Here is an 18,463-nt window from a genome sequence, read left to right on the forward strand (position 1 = left end):
CTTGGCCAGAAAAATGAGTCGTTCTCGCTGTTCTAAACTAAGTGGTACAGAAACAATTCGAGGCATGTGTGAACATCTGTTAACTAAAAAAACTTTTTCGCATGATTAGTTATTTTTGTCAACTTAATAACCTGCCATTAAAAATTTGAATATTTGTTAGCCAAACAACATGTTCAACCAGTATTTTCAATTTTTTTCACAATATTTAAAGCTCTATTGATCTACAAGCATAATCGATAGAGCCTACTTTTGAAAAAAGTTATGCGGTGAGTATCAAGCATCAGCTTTATTTGATTTAGTGCTAGGCTTTCGCTTTTTTTTACGAGGTAACGTACCTCTGATAAGCCATTTAGGAGTATCTGAATAAAATGTATTATCTAACAGATCTTTATATACTATGTAGGGAGCCAAGTTATTGATAATAATATTTTTTAGTGGTTTATCAATTGATTCTACTAGCAACTCTTGATATGCCAACTCTTCTACGGAATTAAATATTTTTTTAACTCGGCACGAAGCCTTTAAATCTAATGGCGGTTGAAATGCCTCACTAGCCTTCGTGAGCGTTTCCTGCCATCTTTCACTAATGACATCCGCTAAATTGGAATAATTATTCAGTACTTCACGATCAAATACAAAAACAATATCGGCAAAGAATCGTCTTTTATCTGACACTTGGCTTGTATCATTTTCAACCCATGCCCCTACATACGCCCTGAGCTTAGATAATGGTGCTCTCCGTTTCCCCGCATGCAACATCTGATATAAAGCAGAACTTAGCCCTTTTTGTTTCATGAAGCCGTTCTTCATCTCACAGCTAAGTGAGCATCTAATTAAAACGCAATCGCGCTTAAAAGCCCCTCTCAAATAATTTTGGATTTTCTCGACTCGCTGCTCATGCCTTGGAATATTGATATGCTTATTTTGCCCTAACGTAATAGCTATGGGACTATGCATTGTTTGAAATAATCCCCCATAGTACTTAAAGTCTTCAATTTTAGATTTATAAAAATTGGCTCGTGTATGATCAAAAGGAAATGACAAAAAATCCTGATAGTCATAATTTCCAAACTGCTCGAAAAAATAATGCAATAGCCTTGACCGATAAACGCCCCCAATTCGAGTTGCCAACGTAATAATAGAATCATGTTGCATAAGCAAATCTACAAATTGAAATAGCGTTCTTTCAACTATTTGCTGCGCTCGCATTTCATTAGACTGCAAGGATCGCGAATATTTGACCGATAACATAAAAATTTCAATTTTTTCTAGAAGCTTAAGTTCTTCTTCCGTTAGCTTAAATGTTGCGTAAGATGACAAGTTTTCTTGATATTGCAAAATAATATTCTTTAAATAGTCTTTACTATGAGCATTTAAATGATTTTGTACCCAACACAAGTCGAATAAAGCATATTGAGTTAAATCACCTAATACACGATGTGGATTAGGGTGCTTTTTGAACTTTTGTATAATGATATGCACGTTTTCATTAAAATTAATTTCGTGATTTTCCCGCCCAATAATGTCATCACTTGTAGACTTGAACATAAAGTCCTGATCCAATCTCACAAGAAAATCTAAACAATTCTCAATAAATATAGCTTTATTCTTTTCATCGTAAAGGCATAGATTAAATTGCTTATTGAAGACTTCACTACTTGAATTAAAGTTATCATTCCAATTCATAATACTGACATCAATATTCAAGTCATATGATTTTAGAAGCTCATGGCACTGTGTTTTGATCTCACTTATTGTTCTATGTTCCGTGTAATCAGATGTTGTTTCAAATACCCATATACAGAAGTAGTCTAAGCCATTATTGTGACCATTCAAGCAAATATAATAATTACGTAATAACCCCTCAACTGAGATCTGCCCTAAAAGCTCATATCTCTTGCTATGAAGTTTTGCAATTTCATCATTTGTATTATTACCATCAATTCGAATTACAGTACTTAAAACATGTAATTTTTTTCCTATCTTAAACAGCTCGTCTAAATCACTTAGTATTAAACTTTTCGTCTCTGAGAATTTTTCAGCTGGTATGCCATATCGTCTTAAATTATCAATGTAATGTTCATACCATATTTTCAAGAAATCATTCTGCCAACTCCCTGCATAAAATTGTCTGAATTGTTCTTGCCTCAGGAAATGTTGCTGCTGTTTTAGATTTGTTGATTTAGCAGTCCTATGGACAAAACTATCAAAGATTCGACCAAATTCAGTTAGTCTTTTATTTTTTAGACCCATTTGTAGCTGATCAAAGTTAGGCATTACATAAAGTTGATCTAGCGCTTTTCCTATACCCAACAGAAGCTGCTGACTTCTATATCGGCCTACTTGATTCGTTTGCTCACCGCAATGTAAGTGCCGAAACTCCGTTTCGATCTGTTCACACCACTGCAAAATATTTACCAATAAATTGATTGTTTCTTTATATGCACAACCTGCCTTGGGTTCTTGAGAGAAGAACGTATCCTTCATAGATTTAGAATACATGTAACCTAATAATTTATTGTAATTTGAAAGCTTCATACTATAAATATAACCATTTAAATAATCTAAGCTGTTGATAATATAAATTATAAAAACACTTTAAAACAGGTTTATCACATATATTTTAAGCAAATTAAATCATTTTTCACACATAGCAAATAAGCAATAAATATATTTATTAATATACTAATAATTAAGCAATACAGAAATGTTAGGTATAAAAACCACGCCATCAGGCGTGGTTTTTTTACATATACTGAGTGACTTACTTCATCCATTCCTGCACCTTCCCCCCATACCACTCCATAATCATTACTCGTTCATCCCAATACTGTGCTCGGTTATAAGCAGCATGAATGTTGTTTTTGTCGCACAGGTGCAAGCTTACTAATCAATCCATAGTCTTATGCATCAACCGATCTAAATAGTCAGACCATGATTGCATCATCACCGTACGTTCTTCTAAATATTTTGTACGGTTGTATGCTCTTCCATGCATATCACGAACCTGATGAGCCAATTGCTGTTCAATCCGCTCAATTGGAAATTTTAGAACCTCATCCAATAGTGTTCTCGCAGTCGCTCTAAAGCCATGACCTGTCGTCTCACCATTTTCAAAACCATATTGTTTCAATCGTTTGTTAATCGTCGATTCGCTAATAGTTTTGGACTGATCCCGCATCGACACAAAGCAATACTCCGTATAACCTGTTATTTGGTGTAATTCTTTAAACAAGGTGATAACCTGATCTGACAGAGGAACAATATGCTGTAATGCGGTCTGATTCTTCGTTTTAGGAGGAGTGTATTTCCAAACCCGATTTTCAAAATCAATGTCTGCCCACTTGGCTCCTCTCAATTCTCCTGGGCGTACAAAAACATGGGGTAAAATTTTTACAGCATAATCTATCGCAATGTCACCACGGCCAACACTATTATTAATATTACTCAATAACTGTCCTAGCTTCTGCTCATCTGTGATCGCAGATCTATGCTTGGTTTTACCAACTTTTAAGATCCCACTAATTTGGTCTGCCACATTAAATTGACATAACCCTAAAGCAATCGCATAACGAAAGACTTGGGATGCTTTGCTTCTCATGCGCTTTGCTGAATCTGTCTTACCCTGCCTTTCGTAAATACGACAAACTTCTAAAATTTGCGATGGTGTAATACTGTCTATTGGATAATCCCCAATTGCAGCATACAACTTACCCCAAACAAATTGATTCCTTCGTTGAGTACTAAGTTCTAACTCCTCTGTCTTTCTATATTCATCCGCGATTAAAGCGAAAGTATTTTTGCCTGATTTAGCTTCTTCTTCATTTTTCTTCACAACCGCTGGATCTATATTTTGGGCGAGTAATTCTCGACATTCAGTTCTTTTTGCTCGTGCATTTAGCAACGATACCTCTGGGTATGTCCCAAAAGAAATGCTATTACGTTTTTTAGTAATTGGGCGAGCATAGTCCCACCTCCAATAGGTGTTACCATTTTTATCAATGATAAAAAATAGTCCTTTACCATCGGCTAGTTTAATTTGAACCTTGGTTGATAACTTTTTATGCGAATTTACTGCTGAACGAATCTGTGTATCTGTCAGATTTACAATTATTTTTGGCATTTTTACGGTAAGCCTTTGCAATAATTTTGAAATTACCGCAAAAATTACCGCAAAAAACTTAAATAACCTAAAACATGCTCGGACAGTATCGGATAACAGAAATACATAAGTTGTTTATTTTTAATGATTTTCGTATTTGATCGGATGAGGTAAAACAAAGAAATGGTGCGCTCAGCGGGACTCGAACCCACGCCACAGGCTTCGGAGACCTGTACTCTATCCAGTTGAGCTATGAGCGCGCGCTGCACATCATAACAAAAAATTGCTGAAGGTAAAGCAACTATATATAAGTTACGTATTTTTATGCTTATGCTTTAAACAATGTTCCAAACTTGCAACATAGAATTCCATCTAACTTACTTGGTTTATTGGCGCAGATCGCTCACAATAGTGGCTCTATTCCTCAAGTGAGAATTTCATGACTGATGCATTGACGTTAAGGGACGTGTCAAAGACCTATCGAAATGGTTTCCAAGCACTGAAAGGAATTAATTTGACCGTTCCTGAAGGCGAGTTTTATGCCCTACTTGGACCCAATGGTGCAGGTAAATCTACAACCATTAGCATCATCAGTTCTCTCACCAAAAAAACGGCAGGCACGGTAGAAATTTTTGGGCACAATCTGGATACACAACCATCTCAAGCCAAGCAGTGCTTAGGAGTTGTGCCGCAAGAATTTAACTTCGGTCAGTTTGAAAAGACGTTTGATATTTTGGTCACACAAGCAGGCTATTACGGTATCCCTAAAAAAATTGCCGAACAACGTGCCGAAGAATATTTAGAAAAACTGGGTTTGTGGGATAAACGTGCCACTCAAGCGCGAATGCTGTCTGGCGGCATGAAGCGTCGTTTAATGATTGCACGTGCCATGATGCACGAACCGAAACTACTTATTTTAGATGAACCGACTGCAGGCGTAGATATTGAGCTGCGTCGTTCAATGTGGGATTTTTTAACAGAGATGAATGATAAAGGCACCTCAATCATTCTCACTACCCACTATTTAGAAGAAGCCGAAATGTTGTGTCGTCGTATCGCGATTATTGATCGTGGTGTGATTAAAGAAGACACTTCCATGAAAAACTTCTTAAACCAGTTAAGTGAAGAATCTTTTATTTTCGATTTAGCTGAACCGATTCAACCCATTCATTTAGATATTATTGGTGTACGTTTCAACTTAATTGATGCAGTGACCCTAGAAGTCACTATGGATAAAGCTCACACCTTAAATGATTTATTCCAACTTTTAGAAGCACAAGGCATTCGCGTGCGCAGTATGCGTAATAAGTCCAACCGTCTAGAAGAGTTATTTGTCAAAATGGTCGAAAAGAATTTAGATGGAGCTGCGCAATGAATTTTACCCAACTACGGATTGCACTCTATACCTTAGTGCATAAAGAAGTTCGTCGTTTTATGCGCATATGGCCTCAAACCTTGCTCCCGCCAGCCATCACCATGAGTTTGTACTTTGTGATTTTTGGTAATTTGGTCGGTTCGCGTATTGGTGAAATGGGCGGCTTTAGCTATATGCAATTTATTGTGCCCGGCTTAATTATGATGGCAGTCATTACCAACAGCTATGCCAACGTATCTTCAAGTTTTTTTAGTGCAAAATTCCAGAAAAGCATTGAAGAACTAATCATGAGCCCTGTACCTTTGCATGCCATTTTATGGGGCTATGTTTTGGGTGGTGTTAGTCGTGGCGTATTGGTCGGTATTATTGTCACCACCATGAGTCTATTCTTTACCGACCTTTATATTACCAATTGGTTTGTTACCATTTATACCGTATTAATTACGTCCTTTTTATTTTCATTAGGCGGTTTTATTAATGCTGTTTATGCCAAATCATTTGATGATATTTCTATTATTCCAACTTTTGTACTGACTCCACTGACTTATTTAGGTGGTGTATTCTATGCCATTAGTGCCTTAAGCCCTTTTTGGCAAAATCTCTCTTTAATTAACCCTGTGGTGTATATGGTTAATGCTTTCCGTTACGGCATTTTAGGACATAGTGATGTCAACGTGACGATTTCATTATCTGTGATTACACTATGCTGCGCAGTGCTTTATGGTATTGCCTATCATTTACTTTCTCGTGGTTCAGGAATGCGTGAATAATGAGTGTTGAACAATCTCTCCTTGGTAAAGACACCAATTATCCTACAGAATATCAACCCGATATTTTATTCCCTATTTCACGTGCTGCTGCACGTGAAAAATATGCAGATGTTGAGGGAATTCAACTGGGGCAAGACTGGTGGCACGTTTTTGAAATTTCGTGGTTGAATGCCGCAGGCATTCCGCAAGTTGCGATTGGTCGGATTACACTACCTGCTTCATCGCCTAACCTGATCGAATCAAAATCATTAAAGCTCTACTTTAATAGTATGAACTTTACCCGCTTTCAGTCTGAAGCCAATTTCATTGAAACTGTTGAGCATGATTTAACGGCTGCTGCGCAAGCACCTGTTACGCTAACTTTATTTCAGGTCGATGATTTAGCGATTAGCCAGCCTGAGGGCATTTGCATTGATCAGCTCACGCCTGAGCGTTTAGAGCAGCATCCTGACCCAAGTTTATTGCAATTCGATTTAGAACAAGCGGAAGATATAGAGGTACAACTTTTCTCACATTTATTACGCAGCAATTGTCCTGTCACAGGACAACCTGACTGGGGCACGGTTTTTATCCGTTATCAAGGCAAAAAACCTTGTTATCGCAGTATTTTGGCTTATATTATTTCTTATCGTCAGCATAATGGTTTCCATGAACAATGTGTGGAACAGATGTTTGCAGACATCTGGCAAAAATTCGCACCAGAAAAACTGATGGTATATGCAACCTATACACGTCGTGGTGGTTTAGACATTAACCCTTGCCGTGTATCGGACTTAACATGGATGCCTCGCCCTATTCGTTTAGCGCGACAATAACAACATTGAGGTTGAACAATGCCATTTTTTGGATTCATTCCATCTGCAGAATTATTAAATACGATTGAAACTGCACAACAGAAAAAAAATTCAAGTGAGCCGCTGTACCCACTGCGCGACAAAACCGCATTAATGATTAATGAAGAAATCATTGATGCCATTTTAACCGAGTTGGTACGTCGTTTTCCTGCCAGCGATAAACGCGACACTGCCGAAAAACTTGCGGGCTATGTCAAATCTACCGTTGCAGTACTCCTAAAACAATTATTAAGCAAAGCGCCAAATGATGTCGTGAAACAATCGATTGAATTTTCTGAGCGCAGTAGCTTTAAAGATGCAGCAGGCAATGCACGTGTAGGTGAAACGCTCGATGCAAGTCTAGTGACCAACCTGAAACACAACTATGCCGAAATTCAAGCAGGCAATGAAGTGAACAAAGCTGCTTTAACCGAACTATATAAACAGTTTGCAGAAGCGACGGTACGCCACTTTATGAGCGACTTTAACAAAACCCTCGATTTGGGCATGATTAAGCGTAAAGCAGCAGATATTGGCGCAGCAGCGGTAATTAAAGCTGTCCATATTGCGGTGGATAAAATCATCCCAAATTTAACCAAAGAGGAACTCTTGGTTTTAGCGGAATATCACGACACCTTATTCCATCATTAATATCAGTGGGTTTAACTCATAATGCGTTTTAAGCCCTTTTGTTGCATGTTAAGTGCAAAATGCCTGATTTTGATCAGGCATTTTTATATGCAATGCAATATCAGGATATGTCTGCAACTTTTGCACAATCAAGAATAACTTTTTGCACCTAGATTGAATTTTGTTACAAATCCTGCGCGCTTTTTACACATTCTTTGTCTATTTTTGTATAAGTTTTTGCAAACCAGTCACGCATGAATGCTATCTTAGCCGCTTACTTCGCTTTCGCAGTTTGGCCCCAATAGCGGCTTACTCTTCATATATAAGTAGCAACTTATTTACTGCATATAAATAAGTTGTGTAAATCATCAATTTGGAATTTTCCTCAATATGTTCAAACTTGATTTTTATAACAAACTAAAACGTCTTTCTTTACTCATTAGTGCATTTTCTATCACCAGTTTTTGTCTGGCCAATGATTTCCAAAATCATCCGTCTTATGCCAGTTTTAAACAAAAAACCATGCAGACCTATGGCTTGAGTGCAGCACAAGTCGATTGGGCGATGGAAGGCTCTAAAAACTTACCCAATATCATCAACATCATGAACCGCCCAGGCGAAAGTAAGCCTTGGTACGACTATAAAACCAATTTCCTTGCAGAAAGCACTATTCAGCGCGGTGTGCGCTTTAAACAACAATATGCAGACACGCTCAATCGTGCTGAACAGCAATTTGGTGTACCGCAATCCATTATTTTAGGGATTCTGGGTGTAGAAACAGGTTTTGGAAGCAATAAGGGCTCTTTTGTAACCCGTGATGCCCTTGCCACCTTAGGCTTTGGTTATGAACGTCGCGCGGAATACTTTAAAGATGAACTCGCAGCACTGATCGCATGGTCATATAAAGATGGTGTGCCAACTTCTTCAATTGTTGGTTCTTATGCAGGTGCTGTTGGTTATCCGCAGTTTATGCCTAGCAATATTCCAAAATTTGGGGTCGATTATGACGGCAACGGACATATTGATCTACGCAACTCGGCAGTCGATGCCATTGGCTCCATTGCAAACTACTTGGCACAACATGGCTGGCAGCGCAATCAACCCATTGCATTTGCTGCACGATATACAGGCAACAATCCTGACAGTGTCATTGCCAAAGATTTGACCCTGCCAACACCTTATGGGGTTTTAAAATCGCAAGGCGTGATGCCAATGAATCCAATTGTGCAAATAGATGACCTCGACTTGGTCAATGTCATTCAATTACAAGAAAATTATGGTCATATCTACTATATAACCTACCCAAATTTTCAGGTGATTACGACTTATAACCGTAGCCGTATGTATGCGACTGCACTGTGGTTATTGGGCACTGAAATTGCGAGTCGCTAAGTACAAATTTAAATATAAAACCAAAAAGTCAAGAAATATTTTTGACAATTTGATCACAAAACAAACTTTTTACACATAGTGTTACAATATTGATTATTTTTTAATCAAATAGAGTTGGTTTTTGGTACTTTTTGTCATTATTTTCGTATAAAGACTAGACACCTTTAGTGAGGGATGAATATTATCCATGTCGTCAAATGTAGTCGAAAAAGTGAAATTACAGACAGGATTACCACTATTTCAATCAGTTAAGAGCGAAATAAGTTAAAAATTCTGTCTTCAGGAGTTCAAACCATGCATAGTTCACTTAAATACTTACTTGCACTTTCTGCAGCTGTTGCCCTAAGTCAGTCGCAAGCTGAAATGGTGCAATCATCATTCAACAATGATAATGAGTCATCTAGCCTAGCTGCGCGTGTACTCAACAAAGAAGCACAAAGTTTTAATTCACATTTCTCAAATTTGAATAGCCTTTCAATCACCGAACGTTCAGGCGACCAAATCCGTCGTCAAACGATTGCAGCGAAAATTGAAATTCCTGCTGAAGAGCCTTCAGTGATTGAAAAGTTAAATACAGTGGCATCGAACACTGTACGTAAATTTAGCCAAACAGGTATGGCATCTTGGTACGGTCGTCAATTCCACGGTCGTAAAACTGCAAGCGGTGAAACGTTCGACATGAACGCAATGACTGCTGCACACCGTAGCCTGCCGCTAAACTGCTATATTCGCGTAACCAATAAAAACAATGGTAAAAGCGTTGTAGTTAAAGTAAATGACCGTGGTCCATTCCATGGCAACCGTGTACTCGATCTTTCTTATGGCGCTGCAAAACAATTGGGCATCACCAATGCAGGTACTGCCAAAGTAAGCATTGAGCGTATTGACGGTCCAAACTCTTAAGATTCGCTTACACGACTTCACATTTGACTTGAAAGCCACAGCAATGTGGCTTTTTTAATGCCTGTAAGATTTACAGTCATCCCATGCATGTCTGCACCAAGAAGATCCACACAAATTTTGTTGCCACTTCATTTTGAAAATATGAATACTGTTTTGACCACCTCTCTGTTCTCAGTTATATTTTAGACAATCAAACAATAACAACGGATGATCGGTCTACAGGAGTAGTACATGAAGACAGTAAGTGAGTGGCTAGATGAATACAGCGAGAGCCATCAAAATAAAACCAATAAATTAATTCACTGGGTTTGCGTACCAACAATCTTTTTTTCGATTGTCGGTATCTTGGCACATTTCAGTGCTTTACTGACAACCTTACTTCTGGTGCTCAGTTTTATTTTTTATGCACGTTTAGACTTGGTTCTTGCAGTTGCAATGGCAGCGTTAATGTTGGTAATGGCATGGCTGATTTATGTTTTGCCTGTTGGAATGGGTTTTTATATCGCAATTTTTGTTTTGGCGTGGATTGGGCAGTTTTATGGTCACAAAATTGAAGGGAAAAAGCCTTCATTCTTCAAAGACCTCCAATTCCTCCTCATTGGCCCAATTTGGTGCATGGATGCCTATTTAGGTAAAATCCTACCCTCTTGGAAAACACGTCGTAAAACCAGCATTATGAGCGTTTAAGCGCCATATCCTATTTTCATTATCGGAAGAACCGTTATTGATAGGTTCTTCCTTGATGTTTTAACCATCCACCCACGTGTTTATTTGCTGGATCATGATGCGTCCAGTGAATCACCCCACCCTTATCTGAGTATTCATATTCACCAAAAAACTCAACAGTATCACTTTTTGCAATATTGGTAATTCGTGGTGCAAGATCAATATTATGTGCAACCAATACAGTTTGCCCATTATTCAGTTTTAAAATAAATTTTTGATGACGTGAGCCTTCGTTGTCATCTGCCAACACTGCAATGACCTGCCCACTCGCACGGACTTGTAGATTACTCTGCTTACGCTCAAACGCACGTTCAATTAGCTGAACACCCTGAGCATCATCTTGCAGCGTATCTCGCTGTACGTCTAACTGCTCTTTTTCATCTTGTGATGTGCGAGCAGTGCTTGTAGTTGGCGCGCTTGATGTTTCAGACTGAAACTGTTGTAAATCTATGCCAAAAAATGCAGCAATTAACACCACAATAATTGCGCCAATGCTTAAATTCTTTTTATTTGCCATATAACCTTCTTTTTCTGATTCCAAATTATAAGATGAAGTTAATTTTTATAACATACTGATTTAAAGATAATATTTATAGTTTTATCTCAATATTTATGCCTCAATTGCAGATCGCAAAAAGCTATATTCACAAAAAAGCCCCAAAATAAATTGGGGCTTTCCTTACAAAATATTTTACCTTAAGTAAAAATTATTTTGCAGCAGCTTGAGCAGCAGCAACTTCTTCAGCGAAGCTCATTTCTGCTTTTTTCTCAATACCTTCGCCTACTTCGAAACGAACGAATTGAGCAACAGTTGTACCAGTTGCTTTTAATACTTCAGCAACTTTCTTCTCGTTGTCAATTACGTACATTTGACGATCAAGCGCAACTTCGTTCAAGTATTTTTCAACTGAACCAGTTACCATCTTCTCTACGATGTTTGCAGGCTTACCAGATTCAACTGCTTTCGCTTCTGCAATTTCTTTCTCTTTAGCGATAAGATCAGCAGGAACTTGTTCAGCAGTAACAGCAACTGGGTTGAATGCAGCAACGTGCATTGCAATACCTTTACCAGTCGCAGCATCACCTGTGTAAGAAACAACAACACCGATTTTTAAACCGTGCTTGTACACAGCAAGGTTTTCACCTTCAACGATTTGTGCACGACGAACTTGGATGTTTTCACCAATTTTTTGAACAAGTGCAACACGTGTTTCTTCAACAGTTGCGCCATCTTCAAGTTTAAGTTCAGCAATTTTAGCAGCATCAGTTTCGTTTGCAGCAAGAGCAGCAGCAGCAACTTTCGCAGAGAAACCAGCAAAGTTTTCGTCTTTTGCAACGAAGTCAGTTTGACAGTTTACTTCTAAAAGAATCGCTTTGTTGCCTTCTTGAACGATTGTGATTGCACCGTCAGCAGCAATGTTACCTGCTTTTTTAGCAGCTTTTGCTTGACCAGATTTACGAAGGTTGTCAATCGCTAATTCGATGTCACCGCCCGCTTCTGTTAATGCTTTTTTACATTCCATCATTGCTAGACCAGTACGATCACGCAATTCTTTAACCATGCTTGCTGTAACTGCAGTCATGTTTATCTCCTAAAATCGGTAGAAAATGAATTCTTTTTTTAACAGAAACGGCCCAGAGGGTGTCTCTTGGGCCGTCTGCATACATGACGCTTACTTTGCCACCATCACATGTCGCAAAAATGACAAGCTTACGTCAAAACGCATTAAGCCTCAGAAGCAGGAGCTTCTTCGCCTTTTGCTTGAGCATTGGCTTGAGTTTGAGCGTATTCTTTACCAGCAATGATCGCATCAGCCATTGAAGAAGCGTAAAGTGTTACTGCACGGATCGCATCGTCGTTACCCGGAATAACGTAGTCTACGTTGTCTGGGTTAGAGTTTGTATCTACGATACCGATTACAGGAATACCTAAGTTTTTAGCTTCTTTAATTGCAATTGCTTCGTGATCAACGTCAATTACGAATAATGCGTCAGGTAAACCACCCATGTTTTTCACACCGCCTAAAGCGCGCTCAAGTTTTTCCATTTCACGGCTACGCTCTAAAGCTTCACGTTTAGTAAGCTTAGCAAAAGTACCGTCAGTAGACTGAACTTGAAGATCTTTTAAACGGCTGATAGATTGGCGAAGTGTTTTCCAGTTCGTCAACATACCACCTAACCAACGGTGATCTACATACGGTTGACCAGCACGTTGAGCTTGTTCACGGATGATTGCAGAAGCAGCACGTTTTGTACCAACGAACAAAACTTTGTTCTTTTTGCTAGCCAATTGGTTTGCAAAGTTCAAAGCATCATTTAACGCAGGAACAGTGTGTTCAAGGTTGATGATGTGAATTTTGTTACGCGCACCAAAGATGTATTGACGCATCTTTGGGTTCCAGAAACGTGTTTGGTGACCAAAGTGTGCGCCAGCTTGAAGAAGGTCGCGCATGCTTACGTTGTAATCTGCCATTTTCTTTACCTTAAATGTTTGGGTTAGGCCTCCATATATCCGCATTCTCCACCCCAAAGGGCACCCAGAGTAATGTGACGATATATGTGCGGATTTTTAATTTCCCTTTTACCAAGCTCTTTGAAACATATTCATAAAAAGCATTTGATAAAATGGGCGGCTATTTATACCATAGTCACACACAAATTTCCAAAAGTTTTTAAAGATCATGAACACAACTTATCAAGCACCTCGTCGACTCATCAAAACCGCAGAAGATATTGAAAAAATGCGCGTGGCAGGACGACTGGCGGCAGAAGTTTTGGAGATGATCAAAGCACACGTTAAACCAGGCGTTACTACGCTCGAACTGGATACGATTTGCCATGACTATATTGTCAATCAACAACAAGCTATTCCTGCCTGCTTAGGTTATGGTGCTGCTCCGGGTCGTCCAGCATTCCAACACACCATTTGCACATCGGTTAACCATGTGGTTTGTCACGGTATTCCGTCAGAAAGTAAAGTGCTGAAGAAAGGCGATATTTTAAATATTGATGTCACAGTCATTAAAGATGGTTTCCACGGCGATACCAATATGATGTATATCGTGGGTGGTGAAACTTCCATTTTAGCCAATCGTTTATGCAAAGTTGCCCAAGAAGCGATGTATCGCGGTATGGCAACCGTTAAACCCGGTTCAACCATTGGTGATATTGGTCATGCGATTCAAAAATATGTTGAATCTGAACGCTTTAGTGTCGTGCGTGAATATTGCGGTCATGGTATTGGGACGACCTTCCACGATGAGCCACAAGTATTGCACTATGGTCAAGCCAACACAGGCATGATTTTAGAAGAAGGTATGACTTTTACCATTGAACCAATGGTCAATGCAGGCGTATGGCAAACCAAATTACTTGGCGATAAATGGACAGTGGTGACCAAAGACCACAAATTATCGGCACAGTTTGAACACACCATTTTGGTCACCAAAGATGGCTTGGAAGTGCTGACTGCCCGCCCTGATGAAGATTTATCACGCTTTACTGCATAACGTGTTTGCAGCCAAAATCTGTCATTGGCTAAAAATTTAACCTGTATGTCAAAAAGATCAGTTCCGACTGGTCTTTTTTATTAATTTCAACGCATACAATTTCTATAAAATCTTTTTATTTCAAACCAATAGAACTTTAAAGCCATCCAATAAAACAAGCATTTTCACGTATTCAACAGTTTTGGATTTAACAAAACACCTGCACACTTTTCCAGTTATTCACAAAAGTTTAAAAAAATATCTTGTAAAAACAACAGTTTTATTTTTCCAGTCCATTTCATAATGCCTTGCATAACAATGCCGTAAATAACAACAAGCAAAATTGGACATGGAGTTCCACAATGAAAAAAACACTATGCTGTTTGGCACTGAGTAGTTTGCCAGTCATCAGTTATGCCAACTCACCTTATTTTAGTTTAAAAGATGGTGATGGTTTTAAACGCTTTTCTGTTTCGGTTGGTGCACTGCATGTTATGCCGCAAGGCAAGGCACAACCTTTTCGAGTCAATACAGCTATTCAAAATGGCTACACAGCCGATGTCGGTGAGGTTCAATCCCAAACTGTAAAAGATAATTTACGCGACGGTTTTGAGCCACCCGTATTATTAAGTGGGGCATTAAATTTGCTGCCTACCGTTCCTGCCAACATGAGTGGACAAGCCACAATTTCAGGTTTGGAACAATGGGATAATCCTGGTACAGGTTTAGAAGCAGATGATGTCACCACGCTGGGTATCATCAGCAACTATTTCTTTACCGATAATATTTCCTTTGAAGTCAAAGGTGGTATTCCCCCTAAAGTTGATTTACAAGGCAAAGGTAAAATCTATGCACCCTTTTCAGCAATTGCACGTCCATTAGGTGGTGCATTGGGTGAGCTTGAATTACAAAATGATATTTTCATTACCGATTTAGAAGCACATGGCCCTGCTGCTTCTGCCCGTGCATGGACACCTGCATTTGAGTTTCAATACCATTTTGGCAAAACTGGTGTAAATAAATTCCGTCCTTATGTCGGTGTCGGTTTAATGTACGCTTATTTTAATGAATTAGAAATTAACCCACGCACTGAACAAGACCTAATCGCCGCTGGTCACATGATTGCCAATATTAAAGAAGGGAAAGCGGGCGCATCTTTAGAAGGCACACCAAGTGCAGCCAATCCTAAAGTTGAATTAGACGCCACCGATGCCTTTGCGCCCGTTGCAACCGTAGGTTTTACCTATGACTTTAATGAAAAATGGTTTGCGGTCGGTTCTGTATCTTATGCACATCTTAAAAACGAAACCACCATTACTGTGACCGATGCTAAACACGGCGAACTCATTCACTCCAAAGCCGATATTGAAGTGAATCCGATCATTGCATACGCAGGTTTTGGGATGCGCTTTTAAGCTCTAATTTTTCTCTTCCCTCTTTCAACTAAATTTAAGACGGCTACGGTCGTCTTATTTTTTCCTGTACTTTTTAATTAAAGCAATCGCTTCAATCTTAATAACTCAATTTTATCATTTGATGAATTTTATTTTATCGCGATCTTGAGCTGAATCGACTACCATAGCAGTCTGTTTGCTGTTGTTGGATGCCTTATGTCGAATGCTCAATTTTCCAAACCTCTGATTTACATGTTAATTGGAAGTGCCATTATTTTGGCATTGTCACTTGGTGTTCGACATGCCTTTGGCTTATACCTTGTGCCAATGAGCCATGAATTTGGCTGGGGACATAATGTTTTCAGTTTAGCCATTGCCATGCAAAACCTCATTTGGGGTGCAGTCCAACCCATTACAGGCGCTTTTGCAGACAAATACGGCAGTAAAATTGTAGTGGCCGTAGGCGGTGCACTGTATGCCATTGGCTTATTACTCATGGCCGTCAGCTCGACAGGCTTGTTGCTAAATTTAAGCGTCGGTTTAATTTTGGGTCTCGCTTTATCTGCCACTTCATTTCCTGTACTACTTTCAGCAGTTGGTCGTGCAGCACCGCCTGAAAAGCGAAGCCTTGCGATGGGTATTGCCAGTGCAGCAGGCTCTTTTGGGCAATTCATTATGCTGCCATCGACCTTATTGTTATTACAAAATGTTGGTTGGTCTGGTGCTTTAATTGTCAGTGCTATTTTAATTGCATTGATTGTTCCTTTGGCATGGATGCTCAAAGCTCCCATGTATCAAAACCCAAGCTCTACAGCGTCCACACAACCAGCTTTGGGGTTTAAGCAAATTCTGATCATCGCTAAAAATCACAAACCATTTTGGTTTTTGGCGCTAGGCTTTTTTGTCTGTGGTTTTCAAGTAGTGTTTATTGGCATTCACTTACCAGGTTATTTAATTGACCATGGTTTTGATGCCACTACAGGAACCATTTTTCTCGCCTTGGTGGGTTTATTTAACATTGTTGGGACATACACAGCAGGTTGGTTAGGCGGTCGCTATTCCAAAGCACATTTGTTGATGTGGCTGTACGGGCTACGTGGCATTGCAATTATCGCATTTTTAGCCCTGCCATTGAGCATCTGGACAATTTATGCATTTGGCATCATCATGGGCTTATTGTGGCTATCTACTGTTCCGCTAACCAATGGTATTGTGGCCAATATGTTTGGTATCAAATATCTGACTATGCTTAGCGGCATTGTGTTTTTTACCCACCAAGTCGGTTCTTTTTTTGGGGGATGGCTCGGTGGCTTAAACCACGACCTAACAGGCAACTATAATGCAATTTGGATCGTTTCAATTGCCTTAAGCGCATTTGCGGTCTTGGTGCATTTCTGGGTCAATGAGGAGCACGTTATTCATGACTAATTCTTTATTTAATTTTAAAGTGCTGCTCGCACTAGCGGTTATTGTCCTGCTCGTCTTTTCAATTTTTTTATGGATGCAAACGCCTCAACTGTTTGAGTATTTTAACCAGGCATTCTGTGCGCATTAATTGTCTGCGTCACTCGATCTCTTTATCAATGTATTAATACTAAAAGGAGCAGCTTATATAACATGCTCCATTGACTAGATTGCATTTAAACAGCAAATCTATGCAAAATAAGTTAAATGGTTCAAGATCATACATTTATTTAAAAAATAAAATTTTTCATAAGTTTAGCATTTCTTTTAATTTTATTTGATGGCTGTTTTTACTTAAATTTTCTTGACCATATACCAAGAAAGAGTAAAAAACCAATGAGCAGTCTAAGCCCGCTTTCTCAAGCTATTCATGATGCACCACGTTGGCATCAAGCCGATTCATTACAAAATCCTAATGATATTCAAATACAACCTTTAGCAGGTGCTGCCTTAGGTGCTGTCGTGACAGGGCTAGATGCGAAAAAAGCCCAAACAGGGGCAACTATTTATCGTCTAAAACAAGCTTTGGCACAACATCTAGTTTTGATTTTTAAACAACAACATTTAGATGATTTACAGTATTTAGCATTTGCCAGTTACTTTGGTTCTATTTTCCGTCCAAGTTCAGACAACCCTATTTTAGGCAGTCAAGCCGACACAGGTACACCGCCTGATGTTGTGCCAGTATCTAATGCTGTTGGACAAGGCGATTATACGGGACATGCAGAACTCAAACCGCATGCAGACCATCAATGGACACCTTTACCCTCTTTTGCCTCGCTGCTGTATGCCATAGAAATTCCAGAACAAGGCGGCCAAACTACGTGGTACAACACCATTAAAGCCTACGATGCCTTAGATGAAACCACCAAAGCGGAGATTGATCACCTTCAACTCATTACATACAACCCTTTTGTTCGTGCACAAAACACAACTGCAACGGGTAGCTATGGTAATTCGCCCCTATATCGTTTTCATGATCAACCTATTGTTGGTCATGGCTATCCACATCCTTTGGTGAGAGTCCACCCTGAAACTGGACGTAAAGCCCTTTGGCTGAACACCCATTCTGAAGTGGAGTTGCTCAATTATGATGATCAGGCAGGCAGTGAATTAATTGCTCGGCTACGCGCACATATTTTAAAGCCAGCCTTCCGCTACACGCATCATTGGGAACAAGGGGATTTGGTATTTTGGGACAATCAAGTGACCTTACACTCTAGGGAGCCATCCCCTGCCGAGCAACGGCGCTTACTTAAAAGAATTAGTTTGGCGGGTAGCCGACCATTTTAATTTGTTCATCATGCAGATAATCTATCGAGCCATTATTGGACTCAAATAAAATGACGTACCAAAACTAAAACACCAAACGAATAACTTAGAATA

At 39.3% G+C, this 18,463-nt stretch carries 16 protein-coding genes, 1 tRNA gene and 1 pseudogene; 11 read left to right on the forward strand and 7 right to left on the reverse strand.

Going from position 1 to position 18,463, the window contains the following annotated elements; all coding sequences use genetic code 11:
• From FTU92_RS14165 to FTU92_RS04445, 4 genes and pseudogenes are all read right to left on the reverse strand, one after another.
• A pseudogene (locus FTU92_RS14165) lies at window positions 1-66 on the reverse strand (helix-turn-helix domain-containing protein); the annotation flags it as partial.
• A 207-nt stretch (window positions 67-273) separates the two neighbouring features.
• Window positions 274-2,538 carry a hypothetical protein gene (locus FTU92_RS04435; protein WP_179994220.1) on the reverse strand — a complete coding sequence of 755 codons (2,265 nt, stop codon included), beginning with the start codon at window positions 2,536-2,538 and terminating at the stop codon, window positions 274-276.
• 352 nt (window positions 2,539-2,890) lie between these two features.
• A complete protein-coding gene (locus FTU92_RS04440) occupies window positions 2,891-4,123 on the reverse strand; it encodes an integrase arm-type DNA-binding domain-containing protein (RefSeq protein WP_139880800.1) in 1,233 nt (410 codons plus the stop codon).
• Between the two features lie 163 nt (window positions 4,124-4,286).
• A tRNA-Arg gene (locus tag FTU92_RS04445) sits at window positions 4,287-4,362 on the reverse strand.
• 179 nt (window positions 4,363-4,541) lie between these two features.
• Here FTU92_RS04445 and FTU92_RS04450 point away from each other — a divergent pair.
• The 7 genes from FTU92_RS04450 (at window position 4,542) to FTU92_RS04480 (ending at window position 10,692) form a co-directional block, all read left to right on the forward strand.
• A complete protein-coding gene (locus FTU92_RS04450) occupies window positions 4,542-5,477 on the forward strand; it encodes an ABC transporter ATP-binding protein (RefSeq protein ID WP_154320519.1) in 936 nt (311 codons plus the stop codon).
• The gene (locus FTU92_RS04455; protein ID WP_096902393.1) at window positions 5,474-6,247 is read left to right on the forward strand and encodes an ABC transporter permease; all 774 of its coding nucleotides are present in this window, start codon (window positions 5,474-5,476) and stop codon (window positions 6,245-6,247) included. Before FTU92_RS04450 ends, FTU92_RS04455 begins: the two co-directional genes overlap by 4 nt.
• Window positions 6,247-7,062, forward strand: a complete 816-nt coding sequence (queF, locus tag FTU92_RS04460; RefSeq protein ID WP_154320518.1) for an NADPH-dependent 7-cyano-7-deazaguanine reductase QueF — start codon at window positions 6,247-6,249, stop codon at window positions 7,060-7,062. Before FTU92_RS04455 ends, queF begins: the two co-directional genes overlap by 1 nt.
• An 18-nt stretch (window positions 7,063-7,080) precedes the next feature.
• Complete coding sequence (locus FTU92_RS04465; protein ID WP_070152374.1) at window positions 7,081-7,731, forward strand: hypothetical protein; 651 nt, start codon at window positions 7,081-7,083, stop codon at window positions 7,729-7,731.
• A gap of 369 nt (window positions 7,732-8,100) precedes the next feature.
• Window positions 8,101-9,102, forward strand: a complete 1,002-nt coding sequence (mltB, locus tag FTU92_RS04470) for a lytic murein transglycosylase B (protein ID WP_180095729.1) — start codon at window positions 8,101-8,103, stop codon at window positions 9,100-9,102.
• A 294-nt stretch (window positions 9,103-9,396) separates the two neighbouring features.
• Window positions 9,397-10,005 (forward strand): septal ring lytic transglycosylase RlpA family protein, encoded by a 609-nt coding sequence (locus FTU92_RS04475; RefSeq protein ID WP_004972798.1) that lies wholly within the window; start codon window positions 9,397-9,399, stop codon window positions 10,003-10,005.
• 231 nt (window positions 10,006-10,236) lie between these two features.
• On the forward strand, window positions 10,237-10,692 hold the full coding sequence (locus tag FTU92_RS04480) for a DUF962 domain-containing protein (protein ID WP_154320516.1): 456 nt from the start codon (window positions 10,237-10,239) through the stop codon (window positions 10,690-10,692).
• A 34-nt stretch (window positions 10,693-10,726) separates the two neighbouring features.
• Here the strand turns inward: FTU92_RS04480 and FTU92_RS04485 are convergent, their stop codons facing one another.
• The 3 genes from FTU92_RS04485 to rpsB form a co-directional block, all read right to left on the reverse strand.
• Window positions 10,727-11,248, reverse strand: a complete 522-nt coding sequence (locus tag FTU92_RS04485) for a DUF3465 domain-containing protein (RefSeq protein WP_180095731.1) — start codon at window positions 11,246-11,248, stop codon at window positions 10,727-10,729.
• Between the two features lie 190 nt (window positions 11,249-11,438).
• Window positions 11,439-12,314, reverse strand: a complete 876-nt coding sequence (tsf, locus tag FTU92_RS04490) for a translation elongation factor Ts (RefSeq protein WP_004972793.1) — start codon at window positions 12,312-12,314, stop codon at window positions 11,439-11,441.
• A 143-nt stretch (window positions 12,315-12,457) separates the two neighbouring features.
• A complete protein-coding gene (rpsB, locus tag FTU92_RS04495) occupies window positions 12,458-13,204 on the reverse strand; it encodes a 30S ribosomal protein S2 (protein WP_004972791.1) in 747 nt (248 codons plus the stop codon).
• A gap of 208 nt (window positions 13,205-13,412) precedes the next feature.
• Here rpsB and map point away from each other — a divergent pair, with 208 nt between their 5' ends.
• The 4 genes from map (at window position 13,413) to FTU92_RS04515 (ending at window position 18,370) form a co-directional block, all read left to right on the forward strand.
• Window positions 13,413-14,240, forward strand: coding sequence for a type I methionyl aminopeptidase (gene map / locus FTU92_RS04500; protein WP_004972787.1), 828 nt, complete (start codon window positions 13,413-13,415; stop codon window positions 14,238-14,240).
• Window positions 14,241-14,581: 341 nt separating this feature from the next.
• Window positions 14,582-15,634: an OmpW family protein gene (locus FTU92_RS04505; protein ID WP_131261570.1), complete on the forward strand. Its 1,053-nt coding sequence runs from the start codon at window positions 14,582-14,584 to the stop codon at window positions 15,632-15,634.
• Window positions 15,635-15,829: 195 nt separating this feature from the next.
• Window positions 15,830-17,041, forward strand: a complete 1,212-nt coding sequence (locus FTU92_RS04510; RefSeq protein ID WP_154320512.1) for an MFS transporter — start codon at window positions 15,830-15,832, stop codon at window positions 17,039-17,041.
• A gap of 372 nt (window positions 17,042-17,413) precedes the next feature.
• Window positions 17,414-18,370, forward strand: coding sequence for a TauD/TfdA family dioxygenase (locus FTU92_RS04515; protein ID WP_180095733.1), 957 nt, complete (start codon window positions 17,414-17,416; stop codon window positions 18,368-18,370).
• Window positions 18,371-18,463: the final 93 nt, after the last annotated feature.

The organism is Acinetobacter sp. YH12205 (assembly GCF_013418125.1).
Classification (GTDB): Bacteria; Pseudomonadota; Gammaproteobacteria; order Pseudomonadales; family Moraxellaceae; genus Acinetobacter; species Acinetobacter towneri.